The organism is Synechococcus sp. A15-127 (genome assembly GCF_014280215.1).
Classification (GTDB): domain Bacteria; phylum Cyanobacteriota; class Cyanobacteriia; order PCC-6307; family Cyanobiaceae; genus Parasynechococcus.
Genome location: NZ_CP047948.1, coordinates 2,137,919 through 2,154,686 on the forward strand (window position 1 = coordinate 2,137,919; position 16,768 = coordinate 2,154,686).

The following is a 16,768-nucleotide window of genomic DNA, read 5'->3' on the forward strand; positions in this document are numbered from 1 at the left end:
CCTGGCCTGCACTGATACGATCCGCCTTCAGGCCTGAAGTGCTGAAGGATGCCCATCGGCAAAGTGCTGATCGCCAACCGTGGCGAGATCGCGCTCCGGATCCTTCGCAGCTGCCGGGAGCTCGGGATCGCCACCGTCGCGGTTTACAGCACGGTCGATAAGGACGCACTGCACGTCCAGCTGGCGGATGAGGCGGTTTGCGTCGGCGAGTCGCTGAGCAGCAAGAGCTACCTCAACGTTCCCAACATCCTGGCGGCCGCCACCTCCCGCGGGGTCGACGCCATCCACCCCGGCTACGGATTCCTGGCCGAGAACGACAAGTTCGCCGAGATCTGCGGAGACCACGGCATCACCTTCGTCGGCCCCTCCCCCCATGCGATCCGGTCGATGGGGGACAAAGCCACCGCCAAGGCCACGATGCAGGCGGTCGGTGTGCCCACCGTGCCGGGCAGTGAAGGGCTGCTGTCCAGCCCTGAGGAGGCTGCGGAACTGGCGGCTCAGATGGGCTACCCGGTGATGATCAAGGCCACGGCCGGCGGCGGTGGACGCGGCATGCGGCTCGTGCCCGGCCCCGATCAGCTGGACAATCTGTTCAAGGCAGCCCAGGGAGAGGCCGATGCCGCCTTTGGCAACCCCGGGCTGTACATGGAGAAATTCATCAACCAGCCCCGCCACGTGGAAGTGCAGGTGCTGGCCGACCGCCACGGCAACGTGGTGCACCTCGGGGAGCGGGACTGCTCGATCCAGCGGCGTCACCAGAAGCTGCTGGAAGAGGCTCCCAGCCCAGCGCTGGATCCGGAACTGCGCCGCCGCATGGGGGAGGCCGCGGTCGCCGCGGCCCGCAGCATCCAGTACGAAGGAGCCGGAACGGTGGAGTTCCTGCTGGACCGGAGCGGCGGGTTCTACTTCATGGAGATGAACACCCGGATCCAGGTGGAGCATCCGGTGACTGAAATGGTCACCGGCATCGATCTGATCGCCGAGCAGCTGCGCATCGCCGGTGGGGAGCCGATCAGCGTGCGCCAGGAGGACGTGCATCTGCAGGGGCATGCCATCGAATGCCGCATCAATGCCGAGGACGCCAGCCACAACTTCCGTCCCGCCCCCGGACGCATCACCGGCTGGCTTCCCCCGGGTGGACCGGGCGTGCGCGTCGACAGCCACGTGTACACGGGCTACGACATCCCGCCGTTCTACGACTCCCTGATCGGCAAGCTGATCGTCTGGGGACGGGATCGCCCGATGGCCTTGACCCGGATGAAGCGCGCCCTGAACGAATGCGCCATCACGGGGATTCCGACCACGGTCGACTTCCACCTGCAACTGCTGGAACGGCCCGAATTCATCAACGGCGACGTGCACACCAAGTTCGTCGAGCAGGAAATGCTCGGCTGAACTGGGCCGGGTGCAACCTCAGGCCGTCATCTGAGCGCGCATCAGGATCTGGGAGAGCAGACCCTGCTGCCCCACCAGCAGTTCCCGCACCAGGCTGATCAGGCCGACCCAGATCACCGGGGTCACATCCACGCCGCCGATCGGAGCAACGACCCGTCGCGTCAGGGCCAGCACAGGCTCGGTGGGCGAGGCGATCAGTGGCCAGGCCCCCTGCTTCAGATCCACCTGGGGATACCAGGTGAGCACGATCCGAAGCAGAAAGGCGAGGGTCCATGCCGCCAGCAGCAACCCCAGCAGCAGGTGGACCATCGGCAGAACCTGCAGAAGCAGCGGCGTCACAAAGCTCAACGCATTCACGGGCGCATCGTAGAAACCAGGCCCTGATCCTTAGGATCATCGCGGCTTTGATGCAGACGGCCTTCCGCCATGACTCCCTCCCTCTCCAACTTCCTGAGCAGCCTCATCTGGGGAGGTGTGATCGTCGTGGTACCCGCCACGATCGCGCTGATCCTGATCAGCCAGACCGACCGGCTCGATCGCAAGCTCTGATCCGCACTGGCGCCACTCGTAGACTGAACTCCACGCGGAGGCGCACCATTGGTTAACGCCAGTCTGAATTGGGCCAGCATCGTCGGCATCGTGCTGGCCGTCGGCGGGGCGATGCTGTATTTCATGCGGTCGTTCAAGCCAGCGCTTGCCCGCGATTACGACGTGTTCTTCGCAGCCATCGGGCTGCTGTGCGGCGGCATTCTGTTTTTCCAGGGCTGGCGGCTGGATCCGATCCTCCAGTTCGGTCAGTTTCTGCTGGCGGGCACCACGGTGTTCTTCGCCTACGAGAGCGTTCGTCTGCGCGGCGTCGCCACAGAGCAGGCGCGACGTTCCGCCTACTTCGAGGATGAGCCGGCCCCCGTCCGCGGCGGACCCGCTTCCGGCGGACTACGTGGCGGCTGGGATGACGACTATGAGCGTTTCGACGAGCCCCAGCCCCTGCGCCGGCGCTTTGGCGGTCGCGAGGATGAGCGGGAGGAGCGGCCCGAAGAGGACTTTTACCGTCCAAGGCGCACCAGCCGTGCCGCCATTCCCGAAGAAGCCGCCAGTCGCCGCCCCCGGGGACGGGACGACGACCAGGATCAGAGCTGGGGCGCGGATGATGAACGCAACCGTCGCATGGCCCGCTTCCGGGCCGGCGAGGAACGCGCTGAGCGCCGCAGTGACTTTGGCGAGCGTCGTAATGAGCGGCAGGATCAGCGGCGTGGCAGCCGCCCCTCAGGCCGACCGTCCTCCGAACAGGCTCAGCCGCCGTCGGCTCCACGCAGCACCCCGGCGAAATCAGCCGCGGAGGATGCCGCCTTCACCCCGAGCAGCCGTTCCTCAGGCCGCCCGGCAGCTGCCGGAAGCCGCTCGGCACCACGCAGCTCCAGGCAGGGCAGCGGCCCTGTTCAGAACGGCAGCACCGGGAGCACCCCTCCTTCAAGCAGCAGCCGACAGCAGACCAGCCGCCCACGGGACAACAGCTCCCGTTTCGACGACTGAGCCGCCGGGTCGGCCCTCTGCTGCTCACCGTGCTGGCGCTCTGCGTCAGTGCCTGCGGCAGCCGCCAGGAACAGGCCGCTGGCGGATTGATGGATCGCAGCCAGGAGGATCCAGCCCTCAGCGGTGACGGGCGCTTCCTGGCCGTGATCAGCCCGCAGCGGGGACGACCCACCGTGCAGCTGCGCTCCCTGTCGGACGGACGGCTGCTGCCGCTTCCCAGCCTGAAACGGCATCAACCCCACAGCTCCCCCTCCCTGAGCTGGAACGGCCGCTATCTGGCCCTGGTCACCCAGAGGGGCCGCCGCCGACTGGCGGTGGTGGCCGATCGTCTCAACAACCGCCTGCATCCCCTGCCGCTGCCGGGCGGCCGCGATCCTGTACGGGTGAGCCTCTCCCCGGATGCGCGTCAACTGGCGCTGCAGGTGGCCGAACAGGGACGCTGGCGCGTGGAACTGCTGGACCTCAGCGACCTGCTCGAACCGGACCGTCCTGCTGGCGCAGGTCTCACCACGCCACCACTGGAGCCGCAGCGATGAGCCGATGGCTGGGCTGGATCGCCACGGCAACCGTGCCGCTGCTGTTGCTGGGCTGCCGTACGCCTCAGCCCAGACCGCTGCTGGAGCTCAACGGACTGTTGCGGCAATCGGTGAACAGCCGGCGGGCACCGGATCTGGGACAGCGCTGGCTGGTCAGCCTGGGCGAGCGAGGCGGCCGCGAACGGGTGGAACTGATTGACCTGACCCGCCGACGACCGGTGACACTTCCAGGTCTCAACCGAGCCGATGCCCAACCGATCAGCGCCAGCGTCAGCGCCGACGGCGAGCGGCTGGCCGTGGTACTGCAGCGGGACGGGCGCACCGAACTGGTGCTCTACCGCCGCAACGTCGCGGCGGTGCAGCGGTTGCCTCTCGACCCCCCCGGCGTGCCCAGATCCGTCAGTCTCGATGGCTCCGGCCGTCGGTTGGCGGTGCAGGTGAGCCGCGACGGACGCTGGCAGGTGGACCTGATCCGTCTGCCCTGATCAGGGCAGCAGACCGGCCCAGTGCAGAAAGGTGTCACCGCTGAGGGCTTCGATCAGCAGGATCGCTGCGAACCCCACCATCGCGAAGCGACCGTTCACCCGCTCGGCGTAACCGCTCCAGCCGAACGCCGGCACATCGGAGGTCGTCGCCGATGTGGACGGGGTGGTGGTCTCGCTGGGGGAGGTCATCCGGCCGGATCAGGGACGCCCGAAGTCATAGCTGGTCGCCGGGAGCAGTCGCCATCCCCCATCACCGCTCAGCTCTAGCACGGTGTCGTGATAGTCCTTCAATGTGGGGCGGTGGCCGATGCTGATCACCGCCAGCTCCCGCTGACGCAGCAGCGCATAGAGGTGATCCTCCGTGGCCACATCGAGAGCACTGGTGGCTTCATCCAGCACTACGAACCGTGGGGCGTTCAGCAGCAATCGGCCAAAGGCCAGGCGTTGCTGCTCGCCAAGAGAAAGGATGCGAGGCCAATCCTGCTTGACGTCCAGGTCGGGGTAGCGGGTCGAAAGCGTGCTGAGATTCACCTCATCCAGCACATGGCGAAGTTGGTCGTCGCTGAAGCGGCCTTCATCGGTGGGGTAACAGAGCTGTTCCCGCAACGACCCCAGCAGCATGTAGGGCTTCTGGGGGATGAACAGGAGCTCACCGGTCTCTGGACGCTCCACCACACCGCGGGTCGGCATCCACAGGCCGCTGATCATCCGCAGCAGTGACGTCTTGCCGCAGCCGGAGGGACCAACCACCAGGAGCCGGTCCGCCTCACCGATACTCAGGCTCAGATCACGGAGGATTGGCTGCTCGCCACCAGGGGGCGTCAGATCGGCATGGCGCACCACGATCGCGTCGCGGCTTGTGATCCGATCGGGAGAGGCTTCACGACTGACCTGCTCAACCTTGCTCTGAAAACCTTCAAGACGGCCTACCCCTGCAGTGAACTGAGCCAATTCATCAATACGATTAACAACGAAAAGAAGTGAGCCCTCAACCATGTTGAAGGCAAAGCCAGCCTGAATAAATCGACCATAATCAATATCCCCTGAAAAATATGGCCCCGCCATCACCAAATAAGGGAAAAACACTCCAGCGTAACCAACAGATCTCTGCATCGCGCTGATGATAACTTGCCAAATAATTAACAAGTTAAAATTGCGAACAACTGAACCAAGACGGCGAGCCGTCTCTTGCTGCTCAGGCTCTTCGCCAGAATAGAAAGCAATCGACTCAGCATTATTTCTGATATGGACAAGTCCATAACGGAAATCAGCCTCATAACGCAGCTGATCATAATTAATTTTCACAAGACGACGGCCCGCAAATACAAGGACTGTCGTAGAGACGATCGCATAAGCGAATAGAGAGAAAGTAAGCTTTTGACTAATACTCCACAGGATAAGAATATTAAGAGAAAAAGTGAGAAGGGCATCAAAGATTCCAAGCGTAAATTGAAGACTCTGGGATGTAAAAGATCGCGTATCATCAGTTATACGCTGGTCGGGATTGTCTAGATCAGTCGCCTGCTCATCATTTGGATTAAGAACGTAGTAGGCACGATTGCGCATATAATCACCAATAAGGCTGCGCGAAAGCCAGTCGCGCCATACCAATCCGAGCTTGAGCGTGAAAAAAATCTGCGCCGTACGAATCGGGAGAGCGACAACAAAACAACAGGCGTAGATGATCAGAATCCGGTAGAAACCCTCCTCCTGCTTCGCCACCAGAGCGTTGGTGAGATCACGGGCAATGAAACCGATCCCGGCATTGATGCCGTTCACGGTGAGCAGCATCAGCACGATCACGCCGAGCATCAGCCAGTGCAGCCAGCGGCGGCCGCGCAGCTGCTGGCGCATCGCGAGGAAGGCAGACGCCCCCAGCAGAAACAGCCCGCTGAAGCCCACCCCCCACCAGCTTCTCCAGATGCCGCTGATGGTGGCGGCCACGCCGCCGAAGTACTTCTCGGTCAGGGCCGGCACCAGCTGCTGCAGCAGCTCGATCAGGCCCGTGAGGGCCACCAGCACCAGACCCCCCACACAGAACAGCAGGGCGACCAGCAGACCAGCGAACTGCCAGCCCGTGGCCTGATCGAGGGGCAGGAAGAAAGGCTGGGCCAGATTCCTCAGCTTGTTGAGCTGACTGCGGAGACCGGCGCGCGGTGCCGTGGCGGTAACTGTCATTTGCCCATTCTGACGAGGCAAACCTCAGCCGGGCGGCCACGCCAGAGGACGACCACCGAGCACATGCACATGCAGGTGGAACACCGTCTGCCCCGCTGCTGCGCCACTGTTGATCACCGTGCGCCAGTCCTCCAGGCCCTCCTGCTTGGCGACGCGCGCCGCCACCAGCAGCAGGTGGCCCAGCAGATCCCCATCCTCGGCGTCCGCGGACCGAAGGCTCTCGATCTGTTTCCGCGGAATCACCAGCACATGCACCGGGGCCTGGGGCGCGATGTCCCGGAAGGCCAGGCATCGGTCATCGCTGTAGACCTCATCGCAGGGAATCTCTCCGCGAAGGATCTTTCCGAAGATCGTGTCGTCCGCCATGGAACTGGTGTTGTGACGGGTGGGGCATGAACGCCATGCACCCTGGGATCGATCCCGATGCTGGCACGTTGCCTCAGCGCCTCCCTGCAGGGCCTGGACGCCCGGCCGGTCACCGTCGAGGTGGACATGGCACCGGGCTTGCCGGGCATTCAGCTGGTGGGGCTGCCGGACAAGGCGATCCAGGAATCCCGCGAGCGGGTGCGCTCAGCCCTGCGCAACAGCGGCTTCCGGGGACCGCTGGTGCGGGTCGTGATCAATCTGGCGCCGGCCGACCTGCGCAAGGAGGGCCCCGCCTTCGATCTGCCGATCGCCCTGGCACTGCTCGCCGCCAGCGGCCAGCTGGATCAGCCACGGCTGAGAAACATCTGGTGCGCCGGAGAACTGGGACTGGACGGCAGCCTGCGGCCCTGCCGCGGCGTGATCGCCTTGGCGGAACTGGCATCGGATCAGGGGGCCCGGGCCCTGATCGTGCCGACGGCCAATGCCGAGGAAGCGGCCCTGATCCCGGAACTGACTGTCCTCAGCGCCCCTGACCTGCGCCAGGTGGTCGAGCAGCTGCAGCAGCGAGGTCCGCTGCTGCGCACGATGCCCCGCAGCACAGCCTTTGAGGCTCCCGAGCCGGAACCGCTTGCGCAACCCGGCGTAGAGCAGAGCCTGGCGGCACGGGCTCTGGCCCTGGCAGCAGCGGGCGGCCATCACCTGCTGCTGGTGGGCCCCCCGGGCTGCGGCAAAACCCACCTGGCGCATCAGCTGCCCAGGCTGCTGCCGCCCCTCAGCCGGAGCGAAGCCCTCACCATCACGCGGATCCAATCGGTGGCCGGCCTGCTGCGCAATCCCGGCACCCTGCCCAGCACACGGCCGTTCCGGGCGCCCCATCACAGCTGTACCGCCGCTGCACTGCTCGGCGGCGGCATCAGTCCGCAGCCGGGGGAGCTCAGCCTCGCCCACGGCGGCGTGCTGTTTCTCGACGAGCTGGCGGAATTCTCCCGGGCCGTGCTCGACCAACTGCGGCAACCCCTGGAGGAGGGAGTTCTGCGGCTGAGCCGCAGCCGCCTGAAAACCACCTTCCCAGCTGCGATCACTCTGGTGGCAGCCACGAACCCCTGTCCCTGCGGCTGGCATGGCGACCGTGAGCACGGCTGCCGCTGCAGCCTCAGTCAGCGTCAGCGTTACTGGCAACGCTTGTCAGGCCCCCTGCTGGATCGGCTCGATCTGCAGCTCCGCCTGGAACGTCCACCGGCCAGCCGTATGCGCCGCTGCCTGGAGCCGACGCCGTCTGCCGGCATCGAGCCCTGGCTGCAAGCGAGCTGCATCAACAGTGCCCGTCAGAGAATGCGGGAGCGCAATCCCGGTGGTGGCTGCAACCGGGATCTCAGCGCCGAGGAGTTCGGCCGGGTCGGGCGGTTGGAACGCGATGGACTGCAGCTCTGGGAACACCTGATCGCCAGCCGCGGGCTCACCACCCGCAGCGCCCTGAGACTGCTGCAGGTGGCTCGCACGATCGCCGACCTCAACGGCAGGGAGACGGTGTGCGCCGATGCCGTGGCCGAGGCGAGCTGCTATCGCTGCACCGATCCACTGGTCGGGGACACGGCGGCCTGAGTGTCAGTCACGCACCCTGCGGACGGGCACGTCGCTGTACGGCTGCGGACCGATCGGCGGCGGAGCGAGATGACGGTCAGTGAGGGAACCGAGGGCATGGGTCATGGCCTCACCCAACCAGTGGAACCAGTGGAGAACCTTGGCTTGCATGAGCACCTGCTGCGACTGTCTTCAGTGTGGGAACACTGACAAAGGTCGGCAACAGGTGTTTCCACTCCCTTTCAGCTCTGCGGAGCCGTGTCGCGATAGACGTACAGGTGGCCAAGCCCCTTCTTGCCGTAAGCACGGCGCCGCAGCGACCAGCCGGGCTCGAAGCTGAGCTTCAGGAATCCAGACGCCACACCGCCTGAGCGAGCCACGAGCATGGTGGGCTGGGAGCGATCGCGGGTGGGGGCCGCCAGCAGTTCCATGTCGCTGCCGGTGTTCACCACTGTGAGCCGGTAGCGGGTGCCCAGGTCATCTCCGCCGATGCGCAGGGAATAGCCGTTGCCGTCGATGTAGCGGCTGCAGATGCCGGTGAAGTCGAAGGTGGAGAGCAGAGGATCCACCATGGCGGGAGCACTGCCGCTGACTGAGAAGCAGGGGCGCTTGCTGGTGCGCTGCTCGTAGATGTTGAGCTGGGAGCGTTCACCCTGGCCGATGGGTGCCGACACCAGGATGAAATTGGCCTCGTCCACCGGCACGGCCTGAAACACGGACCCTTGAGCGAGAGCAACGGGAGCGGCCAGAACCCCGCAGACAGTCAGTCCTGCGGCGATGGACAGAGAACGGGGGATCACAGCCGAATGACGGAAGTCCCCGGATCGTAAAAGTCCCGGGCCGGGTCGATCCAGCGGTTCAGGCCGGTTTGTTCAGGCGAATGGCGACAAGAAGTGTCCCAACCGTGCCTGGGGCGGCAAGAGCCAGGATCCAACCGGTGGTGGTCACACCGAGATCGGGATCGCCGTAAGCGAGCTCAAAGACACATCCGGTGGAAGCGATGCCCAGGATGCAGGCCAGGGCGAGGAACACGCCCGCCAGAGGTTTCATCGGCATGGATCAGGAGACGCTCCGCACGTGCTGGCTCTGAAAGCCATTCTCCTTGAGTTCCTTCTCCAGACCTGAGGCATCGGTCACCCGATCGACGAACAGCACGCCATTCAGATGATCCATCTCGTGCTGGATGCAGCGCGCCATCAGACCATCCGCCTTCATCTTGCGGGGACGCCCCATCTCGTCGCGGTAACTGAGCTCGATCGACGTCGGCCGGACCACATCGAGATAGACGCCCGGGATGCTGAGGCAGCCTTCCTCATAGGTGTCGATCGAGGCACTGGAGGCCGAGATCTCCGGGTTGATCAGCACCAGCGGCGGGGTGGCGGCATTCTCCAGATCCAGATCGATCACCAGCAGCTGCTGGTGAACGCCGACCTGGGGAGCAGCCAAGCCGATGCCCTTGGCGGTGTACATGCTGCGCAGCATGTCGCGGGCCAGCTCCCGCACCTGATCATCCACCTTGCCGATGCGACGGGCGGGTTGTCGCAGCACCTCATTGCCGAGGGTGTGAATCTCCAGCGGAGGCGTTTCCAGCGCCTGCTTGGGAACCAGCATGGTGTCCCGAGCCTTATCGGCATTCCGGGCCAACTGGGCAAAGCTTCCCGCCAAGGACTCCAGAGCGTTGATTCAACATGTTAAGCGGCCCGAACCAGGCGATATGGAACCTGCTGCACACCTGCAACCACTCGCCAGTGATCACGCCGTCGGCAGGCTGCCCGGGCTGAAGGAGCCCCGACTGCTGAAAGGGTCGGATCAACGTCTCTGGCTGCTCTGGCTGGAACAGCGTCCCCAGGAACGCGGCCGCACCACAGCACTGATCCGCCCGTTCGCGGACTCCGCCACCAAGCCGGTGGAGCTGACTCCCGCTCCGATCAACCTGCGCAGCCGCGTGCACGACTACGGCGGCGGGGTACTGACAGCTGCGATCGAGAACGGTCAGCTGCTGCTGGTCTGGATCGCAGCGGGCTGCCTCTGGCAGCAGCGCTGGCACCTGCCCGACAGCTCAGGGGGTGCAGCCGCCAAGACGGAGCCACAGCGGCTGACGCTGCCTGGGGAGTGGGATCTGGCCGACGGATTGCTGGATCTTCGCCGCCGTCGCTGGCTCGGGATCAGGGAGATGGCAGGACGTGACCAGCTGGTGCAGGTCTCGCTCGACAGCAGCGATCAGGAGCCGCAGCTGCTGCACCAGCCGGCGGACTTCGCCGGCTATGCCGTCCTCAGCGCCGATGGCGGACAGCTGGCCTGGGTGGAATGGCAGCAACCGGCGATGCCCTGGGACAGCAGCCGGGTGTGGTGGTCGCCTCTCAGCGAAACAGGTGAGCTGGCCGCTCCCTCCAGCCTGGCCGGCGGAGACGCCACCGCCGTTTTCCAGCCCCAGTGGCTGCCGGACGGGCGGCTGCTGGTGGCGGAGGACAGCAGTGGCTGGTGGAACCTGATGCTGCAGCAACCGGGGGTAACGACCTGGGATCGCCCCTGGCCGATGGCGGCGGAGACCGCGATGCCGCAGTGGATCTACGGCATGAGCACCACCGCCTGGGATGGGGAGCACCTGCTGGCAGCGGTCTGCAGCGAGGGCCGCTGGCAGCTGAAGCGCCTGCGGCTGAATGGATGCATCGAGACCGTGAACCAGCCCTTCGATGACCTGGCCGGACTCGCCGCCCTCGAGGGCCGGGCCGTGGCCGTGGCCAGCAACAGCCGCACAGGGGCCGGCCTGCTGGAGCTGGATCTGCGCCAGCAGGCCGCTGAGCCCTGGATCCATACCTCCGCGGTGCCGGCCGTGCTGGCACCCGCGGCGATCAGCGTGGCGGAGCCGATCTGGTTCGCCGGCCACAACGGTCAGCGCACCCATGCCTGGTACTACCCGCCGAGTGACGGCAGCAGCGGCGCAGCCCCGCTGCTGGTCAAGAGCCACAGCGGTCCGACGGCCATGGCCCGCCGCGGCCTCAGCCTTGCCATCCAGTACTGGACCAGTCGCGGCTGGGGCGTGGTGGATGTGAACTACGGCGGCTCCACGGGGTTCGGGCGGGCCTATCGCGAGCGGCTCAACGGGGGCTGGGGCGTGGTGGATGTGAGCGACTGCGCGGCCGCAGCCCAGGCCTTGATCACGGCCGGACGGGCCCATCCGGAACGCATCGCCATCGAAGGGGGCAGCGCCGGAGGCTTCACCACACTGGCGGCCCTCTGCTTCACCGATGTGTTCCGCGCCGGAGCCTGTCGATATGCGGTCTGTGATCTCACCGCCATGGCCATGGACACCCACCGCTTCGAAGCCCGCTATCTCGACACCCTGGTGGGGGCCTGGCCAGAGGATCGGGCCCGCTACGACGAACGCTCACCGCTGCAGCACGCCGATCGGATCCGCTGTCCGGTGCTGTTCTTTCAGGGGCTGCAGGACAAGGTGGTGCCCCCGGAGCAGACCGAACGCATGGCGGCGGCACTGAGAGCCAACGGCGTTCCGGTGGAGGTGCGGCTGTTCGAGCAGGAAGGCCATGGCTTCCGGGACAGCGCGGTGCAGATCCAGGTGCTGGAGGAGACGGAAGCCTTCTTCCGGGAGCGGCTGGGGATCTGAAGCGACGGAGGCACCTCATCCACGCTGAAAACGCAACCCACTTCAGAACATGTGATGGTTCCGACAGCGGAAAACAGCATTCATCAACACGTGCCGGGCTGAACGTCGATCAACCGTGAATCCTGAAAGGCTGCAGCATCTCTTCTTCAGCCCATGCGCCTTCTTCGGTACCGCGGAAACATCTACGCCAGCCCCGAGCCCGTCGCCGAAGCTCCCCGTCCGGGATCACGCTCCTATCGCTGGGTTCAGTACGCGGTCGACGCCCAACAGCCCGACACCCTGGACTCCGGGGTTGTGGCGACTGGGCGAAGCGAACTGGCGGCCTGATCAGGCTCAGCTGTGCTCCCGCAGGAAGGAGACCGTGGAGGCGAGCTCTTCGCCGAAACGGTCGATCTCTTCGAAGGTGCTGATGAAACTGAGGCTGGCCCTTGCAGAAGCCGTGACGCCGTAGTGGCGATGCAGCGGCTGACAGCAGTGATGGCCGCTCCGGATGCAGACACCGGAGGCATCCATGAGCGCAGCGATGTCGTTGGCGTGCACGCCCTCGACCAGGAAGGTGGCCAGGGCACCACGCTCGGGCTGTTGCTCGGGGGTGGGGCCCAGAACGCGCACGCCGTCGATGGCCTGAAGCCGCTCGAACAGATGGCGGGTGAGCTGCGCTTCCCAGGCCTGAATCGCCTCGAGGCCGACGGCCTGCAGATAGCGGATCGCCGCACCCATGCCGACCGCTTCACCGATGGCGGGGGTGCCGGCCTCGAACTTGTGAGGCAGATCCGCCCAGGTGCTGTGATCAAGGAAGACGTCCTGAATCATTTCGCCGCCACCGAGGAAGGGGGGCATCGCCTCCAGCAGCGCCTCGCGCGCCCAGAGGAACCCCATCCCGGTGGGACCACACAGCTTGTGGGAGGACGCCACCAGGAAATCGGCACCCAGAGCGGCGACGTCGGTGGGCTTGTGGGCCAGGCTCTGGCAGGCATCCACCAGCACCAGGGCACCGGCGGCATGGGCGGCGGGGATCACCTGATCGAGGGGATTGCAGCAGCCGAGACTGTTGCTGACATGCACCAGGCTCACCAGGCGGGTGCGGTCGCTGAGCTTGGCGTTGAAGTCGTCGAGATCCAGTTCACCGGTTTCCGTGATGCCGACGTGGCGCAGCACACAACCGGTGCGCTGGGCCAGCAGCTGCCAGGGCACCAAGTTGCTGTGGTGCTCCATGAGGGTGAGCAACACCTCATCCCCCGCGCGCAGGTTGGCGTCACCCCAGCTGCGGGCCACCAGGTTGATCGCCTCGCTGGCATTGCGGGTGAACACGATCTCCCGCGCACTGGCTGCACCGACGAACTCCGCAGCCGCGGACCTGGCGGCCTCGAAGGATTCGGTGGCGCGGACGCTGAGCTGGTGGGCACCGCGATGCACATTGGCGTTGTCGCAGGCGTAGTAGCGCTGCAAGGCCTCGAGCACAGGGAGCGGCTTCTGGCTGGTGGCAGCGTGATCCAGGTAGATCAGCGGGCGACCGTCAGCAGCGCGCTGCTCCAGGACCGGGAAATCGGCACGATATCGTGACGCCAGCGTATCGATATTGGCACGATTTTGTGCCAACCTGAGGTCGGTGCTGGTCATGCAGCCAGCCCCTCCAGAACCCGCTCGAGGGGAGACCAGATCCCGGCCTGATCCGGCAGCCGCCGAATCACCTCCAGACAGGCGCCGCGCAGCAGCAGGGCCGTGGCTTCTCCAGCAGCGATCCCACGGCTGCGCAGGTAGAAGAGTTCGTCCTCCTGCAACTGGCTGACGGTGGCTCCGTGGGCGCAGCGCACATCGTCAGCGACGATCTCAAGCTCGGGCTTGGTGTCGACGCGGGCCCGATCCGACAGCAGCAGGTTGCGGCTCAGCTGAGCTGCATTGGTGCGTTGCGCCGCCCTGGGCACGCTGATGCCGCCGTTGAAGATGGCGTGGGAGCGACCGGCCGCCAGGCATTTCTGCAGTTGGTCAAGCTCCCCCTCCGGTCCGTCGAAACGGACAGAGGAGTGGGTGGCGAGCTGCTGATCCGCATCGCTCACCGCCAGACCCTGCAGGGTGGTGGTGGCCTGACCATTCACCTGCACGACCCGGGGCTCGAGACGTCCAAGGGACCAGCCCCGCATCACAGAGGTGAGGGCGTAGCGGCTGCGGGGCTCCTGCTCCACCGCCAGATGGGCCAGCAGCGAGGCGCTGCCGTCTCCGAAGGCCAGCAGACCGTGGTTCAGGCAAGCCTCCTGACCCAGATGAACCTCCAGCACATGGCTGTGGGCAGCGTCAGCCTGAGCCGTCACCACCTGCAGCAGATCCAGCTGCGCCTTTTCTTCCATCAGCAGCAATACCCGTGTCGCCGTCAGCCCCGCAGCACCTGTCTGCAGAAGCTCCAGAGGCGGCACCGAACCGCGCACCCGCAACGCCAGCACCCGCCGGCTGCAGGCATGGTTCAACTCCACCGGCCACACGTCGGCGCACCCGCAACGATCGAGGGTATGGCCGAGGGCCTGCCTGAGTTCGCTTTCAGTGAGAGCACTGATCCCCTCCGGAAGGGTCACACCCTCGAGGGGATCGCCAAGACCATCCAGCCGCAGTCGCAGCACTCCCGTGCCCGCTGCGGGTTGCTCCGCCTTGGCCGGCGAGGCGCTGAGAGGCAGATCGGCCAGCGCTGCCAGACGTTTCAGATCCGTGAGCCGCCAGGCCTCCTGACGGCGGGTGGGCAGGCCGAGCCGCTGCAGGGCTTCCCGCCCCCGCTGCTGCACCGGCTCCAGCACGCTGCTTGCCATGGTCAGGCCACCCCCTGAGCGGCCAGTTCCTTGTCGACCCAGTCGTAGCCGGTCTTCTCCAGCTCGAGGGCCAGATCGCGCCCCCCAGTGCGGAGGATGCGGCCCGCCGCCATCACGTGCACGTAATCCGGGGTGATCTCATCGAGCAGGCGCTGGTAGTGGGTGATCAGCAGGGTGGCGTTCTCCGGTGTCGCCAGTTGATTCACACCTGCCGCCACGATGCGCAGCGCATCGATATCCAGACCCGAATCGGTTTCATCGAGGATCGCCACCACGGGCTCGAGCAGCGCCATCTGCAGGATCTCGTTGCGCTTCTTCTCGCCACCGGAGAAGCCTTCATTGACGCTGCGCTCGAGGAAGGCAGGGTCCATCTGCACCACCTTGAGCCTGTCGCGCACGTGGTCTTCGAAATCGAAGGTGTCCAGCTCCTCCTGCTGCCGCTGGAGCCTCCGGGCATTGGTGGCCACCCGCAGAAACTCCAGATTGCTCACCCCGGGGATCTCCACCGGATACTGGAAACCGAGAAACACCCCCAATCGGGCGCGCTGCTCCGGTTCCAGCTCGAACAGGTCGTTGCCGCAATAGCGGACGGCACCGGCGGTGACCCGGTAAGCGGGGTGGCCGGCCAGCACCTTGGACAGCGTGCTTTTGCCGCTGCCATTGCGACCCATCACGGCGTGGATCTCTCCCGCCCGCACCTGCAGGTTCACCCCTTTGAGGATGGGTTGATCCTCCACGGAGGCATGCAGGTCAGTGATGTCGAGAAGCAGCTCGGCGTCAGGGCGGATCACGTGGATGAGAAGAACGGTTGGAACGGAGTGGTCAGGGGGATCAACCCACGGATCCCTCGAGCTTGAGGGCCAACAGCTTGTCGGCTTCAGCGGCGAATTCCATCGGCAGCTGGTTGAACACATCACGGCAGAAGCCGCTCACCATCATCGACACCGCCTCTTCGAAACCGATGCCGCGGCTCTGCAGATAGAACAGCTGGTCTTCGGAGATGCGACAGGTGCTGGCCTCGTGCTCGATCGCGGCCTGGGGCTGCTGGGAGCGGATGTAGGGGTAGGTGTTCGCCGCCGCCTGATCGCCGATCAGCATCGAATCGCACTGGCTGTAGTTGCGGGCCCCTTTCGCCGCGGGGCCGATCTGCACCAGGCCGCGATAGCTGTTGCTGGAATGGCCGGCGCTGATCCCCTTGCTCACGATCGTGGAGCGGCTGCGCGGACCGACGTGAACCATCTTCGTGCCGGTGTCGGCCTGCTGGCGGTTGTTCGTGAGTGCCACGGAATAGAACTCTCCCACCGAATCCGCGCCCTGCAGGACGCAGCTGGGGTATTTCCAGGTGATCGCCGAGCCGGTTTCGACCTGGGTCCAGCTGATGCGGCTGCGATCTCCGCGGCACTGACCCCGCTTGGTGACGAAGTTGTAGATGCCGCCGACGCCGTTCTCATCGCCGGCATACCAGTTCTGCACGGTCGAGTACTTGATCGACGCATCGTCCAGTGTCACCAGTTCCACCACCGCTGCATGCAGCTGATTGGTGTCGAACATCGGCGCCGTGCAGCCCTCGAGATAGCTCACGGAAGCGCCTTCCTCGGCCACGATCAGCGTGCGCTCGAACTGACCGGTGTCGCCGGAATTGATACGGAAATAGGTGGACAGCTCCATCGGGCACTCGACGCCCTTGGGAATGAAGACAAAGGAACCGTCGCTGAACACCGCTGAATTCAGAGCGGCGAAATAGTTGTCGTTGCTGGCCACCACCGTGCCCAGATAACGCTCGATCAGCTCAGGGTGCTCTTTGACCGCCTCACTGAAGGAGCAGAACACAACACCGTGCTCTGCAAGCTTTTCCTTGTAGGTGGTGGCGATCGAAACACTGTCGAACACCGCATCCACCGCCACATTGCTGAGCCGCTTCTGCTCGCTGAGAGGAATGCCGAGTTTGTCGAAGGTTTCCAGCAGCTTGGGATCCACCTCCTCCAGGCTCGATTTCTTCTCCTGCTGCTTCGGCGCCGCGTAATAAACGATGTTCTGGTAATCGATCGCCGGATAGCCCAGAGCAGCCCAGTCGGGCTCCTCAAGGGTGAGCCAGTGCCGGAAAGCCTTGAGCCGGAAATCCAGCAGAAAGGCCGGTTCATCCTTTTTGGAGGAGATCAGCCGAACAACGTCCTCGCTGAGACCCTTGGCGATCTTGTCGGTCTCGATCTCGGTGACGAAGCCGTACTTATACGGCTGGCTGACGAGATCTCGCGTGGAGGTGCTGGTCATGCA

Annotated in this window: 20 protein-coding genes; 8 read left to right on the forward strand and 12 right to left on the reverse strand. The window is 65.1% G+C overall.

What is annotated here, in order from left to right; all coding sequences use genetic code 11:
* The first annotated feature begins 48 nt into the window (after positions 1-48).
* Entirely contained in the window at positions 49-1,395 is a 1,347-nt protein-coding gene (accC, locus tag SynA15127_RS11395) for an acetyl-CoA carboxylase biotin carboxylase subunit (RefSeq protein WP_186484203.1), read from the forward strand.
* An 18-nt stretch (positions 1,396-1,413) separates the two neighbouring features.
* Here the strand turns inward: accC and SynA15127_RS11400 are convergent, their stop codons facing one another.
* The gene (locus SynA15127_RS11400; protein ID WP_186485713.1) at positions 1,414-1,743 is read right to left on the reverse strand and encodes a YggT family protein; all 330 of its coding nucleotides are present in this window, start codon (positions 1,741-1,743) and stop codon (positions 1,414-1,416) included.
* Between the two features lie 78 nt (positions 1,744-1,821).
* Between SynA15127_RS11400 and psbX the strand changes: the two genes are divergently transcribed.
* The 4 genes from psbX to SynA15127_RS11420 are packed head-to-tail and all read left to right on the forward strand — an operon-like array spanning position 1,822 to position 3,949.
* The gene (gene psbX / locus SynA15127_RS11405; RefSeq protein WP_043692900.1) at positions 1,822-1,944 is read left to right on the forward strand and encodes a photosystem II reaction center X protein; all 123 of its coding nucleotides are present in this window, start codon (positions 1,822-1,824) and stop codon (positions 1,942-1,944) included.
* Positions 1,945-1,992: 48 nt separating this feature from the next.
* On the forward strand, positions 1,993-2,928 hold the full coding sequence (locus tag SynA15127_RS11410) for a Ycf66 family protein (protein ID WP_186484204.1): 936 nt from the start codon (positions 1,993-1,995) through the stop codon (positions 2,926-2,928).
* A 29-nt stretch (positions 2,929-2,957) separates the two neighbouring features.
* The gene (locus SynA15127_RS11415) at positions 2,958-3,464 is read left to right on the forward strand and encodes a hypothetical protein (protein WP_186484205.1); all 507 of its coding nucleotides are present in this window, start codon (positions 2,958-2,960) and stop codon (positions 3,462-3,464) included.
* Complete coding sequence (locus SynA15127_RS11420; protein WP_186484206.1) at positions 3,461-3,949, forward strand: hypothetical protein; 489 nt, start codon at positions 3,461-3,463, stop codon at positions 3,947-3,949. The genes SynA15127_RS11415 and SynA15127_RS11420 overlap by 4 nt, the downstream gene beginning before the upstream one ends.
* Here SynA15127_RS11420 and SynA15127_RS11425 read toward each other — a convergent pair whose 3' ends face one another.
* From SynA15127_RS11425 to SynA15127_RS11435, 3 genes are read right to left on the reverse strand one after another with little or no spacing between them, the layout of a single operon-like run.
* Positions 3,950-4,138 carry a chlorophyll a/b-binding protein gene (locus SynA15127_RS11425; protein ID WP_043692913.1) on the reverse strand — a complete coding sequence of 63 codons (189 nt, stop codon included), beginning with the start codon at positions 4,136-4,138 and terminating at the stop codon, positions 3,950-3,952.
* A gap of 9 nt (positions 4,139-4,147) precedes the next feature.
* Positions 4,148-6,127: an ABC transporter ATP-binding protein/permease gene (locus SynA15127_RS11430; protein WP_186484207.1), complete on the reverse strand. Its 1,980-nt coding sequence runs from the start codon at positions 6,125-6,127 to the stop codon at positions 4,148-4,150.
* Between the two features lie 24 nt (positions 6,128-6,151).
* Positions 6,152-6,493 (reverse strand): histidine triad nucleotide-binding protein, encoded by a 342-nt coding sequence (locus SynA15127_RS11435; RefSeq protein ID WP_186484208.1) that lies wholly within the window; start codon positions 6,491-6,493, stop codon positions 6,152-6,154.
* A gap of 57 nt (positions 6,494-6,550) precedes the next feature.
* Between SynA15127_RS11435 and SynA15127_RS11440 the strand changes: the two genes are divergently transcribed.
* Positions 6,551-8,095: a YifB family Mg chelatase-like AAA ATPase gene (locus SynA15127_RS11440; protein WP_186484209.1), complete on the forward strand. Its 1,545-nt coding sequence runs from the start codon at positions 6,551-6,553 to the stop codon at positions 8,093-8,095.
* A 3-nt stretch (positions 8,096-8,098) separates the two neighbouring features.
* On the opposite strand, the gene SynA15127_RS11445 is transcribed toward SynA15127_RS11440, so the two are convergent.
* From SynA15127_RS11445 to def, 4 genes are all read right to left on the reverse strand, one after another.
* Positions 8,099-8,251: a hypothetical protein gene (locus SynA15127_RS11445; protein WP_186485763.1), complete on the reverse strand. Its 153-nt coding sequence runs from the start codon at positions 8,249-8,251 to the stop codon at positions 8,099-8,101.
* Between the two features lie 65 nt (positions 8,252-8,316).
* Entirely contained in the window at positions 8,317-8,859 is a 543-nt protein-coding gene (locus tag SynA15127_RS11450; RefSeq protein ID WP_255475664.1) for a DUF3747 domain-containing protein, read from the reverse strand.
* Positions 8,860-8,932: 73 nt separating this feature from the next.
* Complete coding sequence (locus SynA15127_RS11455; RefSeq protein WP_186484211.1) at positions 8,933-9,130, reverse strand: hypothetical protein; 198 nt, start codon at positions 9,128-9,130, stop codon at positions 8,933-8,935.
* Positions 9,131-9,133: 3 nt separating this feature from the next.
* On the reverse strand, positions 9,134-9,739 hold the full coding sequence (def, locus tag SynA15127_RS11460; protein ID WP_186484212.1) for a peptide deformylase: 606 nt from the start codon (positions 9,737-9,739) through the stop codon (positions 9,134-9,136).
* Positions 9,740-9,788: 49 nt separating this feature from the next.
* On the opposite strand from def, the gene SynA15127_RS11465 reads away from it, so the two are divergent.
* Together SynA15127_RS11465 and SynA15127_RS11470 are read left to right on the forward strand one after the other, a co-directional pair.
* The gene (locus tag SynA15127_RS11465) at positions 9,789-11,699 is read left to right on the forward strand and encodes a prolyl oligopeptidase family serine peptidase (RefSeq protein WP_186484213.1); all 1,911 of its coding nucleotides are present in this window, start codon (positions 9,789-9,791) and stop codon (positions 11,697-11,699) included.
* 153 nt (positions 11,700-11,852) lie between these two features.
* Positions 11,853-12,026 carry a hypothetical protein gene (locus tag SynA15127_RS11470; protein WP_186485764.1) on the forward strand — a complete coding sequence of 58 codons (174 nt, stop codon included), beginning with the start codon at positions 11,853-11,855 and terminating at the stop codon, positions 12,024-12,026.
* 6 nt (positions 12,027-12,032) lie between these two features.
* On the opposite strand, the gene SynA15127_RS11475 is transcribed toward SynA15127_RS11470, so the two are convergent.
* Genes SynA15127_RS11475 through sufB form a run of 4 tightly spaced genes read right to left on the reverse strand, consistent with a single transcriptional unit; the run spans position 12,033 to position 16,765 of the window.
* A complete protein-coding gene (locus SynA15127_RS11475; RefSeq protein ID WP_186484214.1) occupies positions 12,033-13,319 on the reverse strand; it encodes a SufS family cysteine desulfurase in 1,287 nt (428 codons plus the stop codon).
* Positions 13,316-14,494, reverse strand: coding sequence for a SufD family Fe-S cluster assembly protein (locus SynA15127_RS11480; RefSeq protein ID WP_186484215.1), 1,179 nt, complete (start codon positions 14,492-14,494; stop codon positions 13,316-13,318). The genes SynA15127_RS11475 and SynA15127_RS11480 overlap by 4 nt, the downstream gene beginning before the upstream one ends.
* A 2-nt stretch (positions 14,495-14,496) precedes the next feature.
* A complete protein-coding gene (sufC, locus tag SynA15127_RS11485; protein WP_186484216.1) occupies positions 14,497-15,285 on the reverse strand; it encodes a Fe-S cluster assembly ATPase SufC in 789 nt (262 codons plus the stop codon).
* Positions 15,286-15,325: 40 nt separating this feature from the next.
* Positions 15,326-16,765 carry a Fe-S cluster assembly protein SufB gene (sufB, locus tag SynA15127_RS11490; protein WP_186484217.1) on the reverse strand — a complete coding sequence of 480 codons (1,440 nt, stop codon included), beginning with the start codon at positions 16,763-16,765 and terminating at the stop codon, positions 15,326-15,328.
* Between the last annotated feature and the right edge of the window lie 3 nt (positions 16,766-16,768).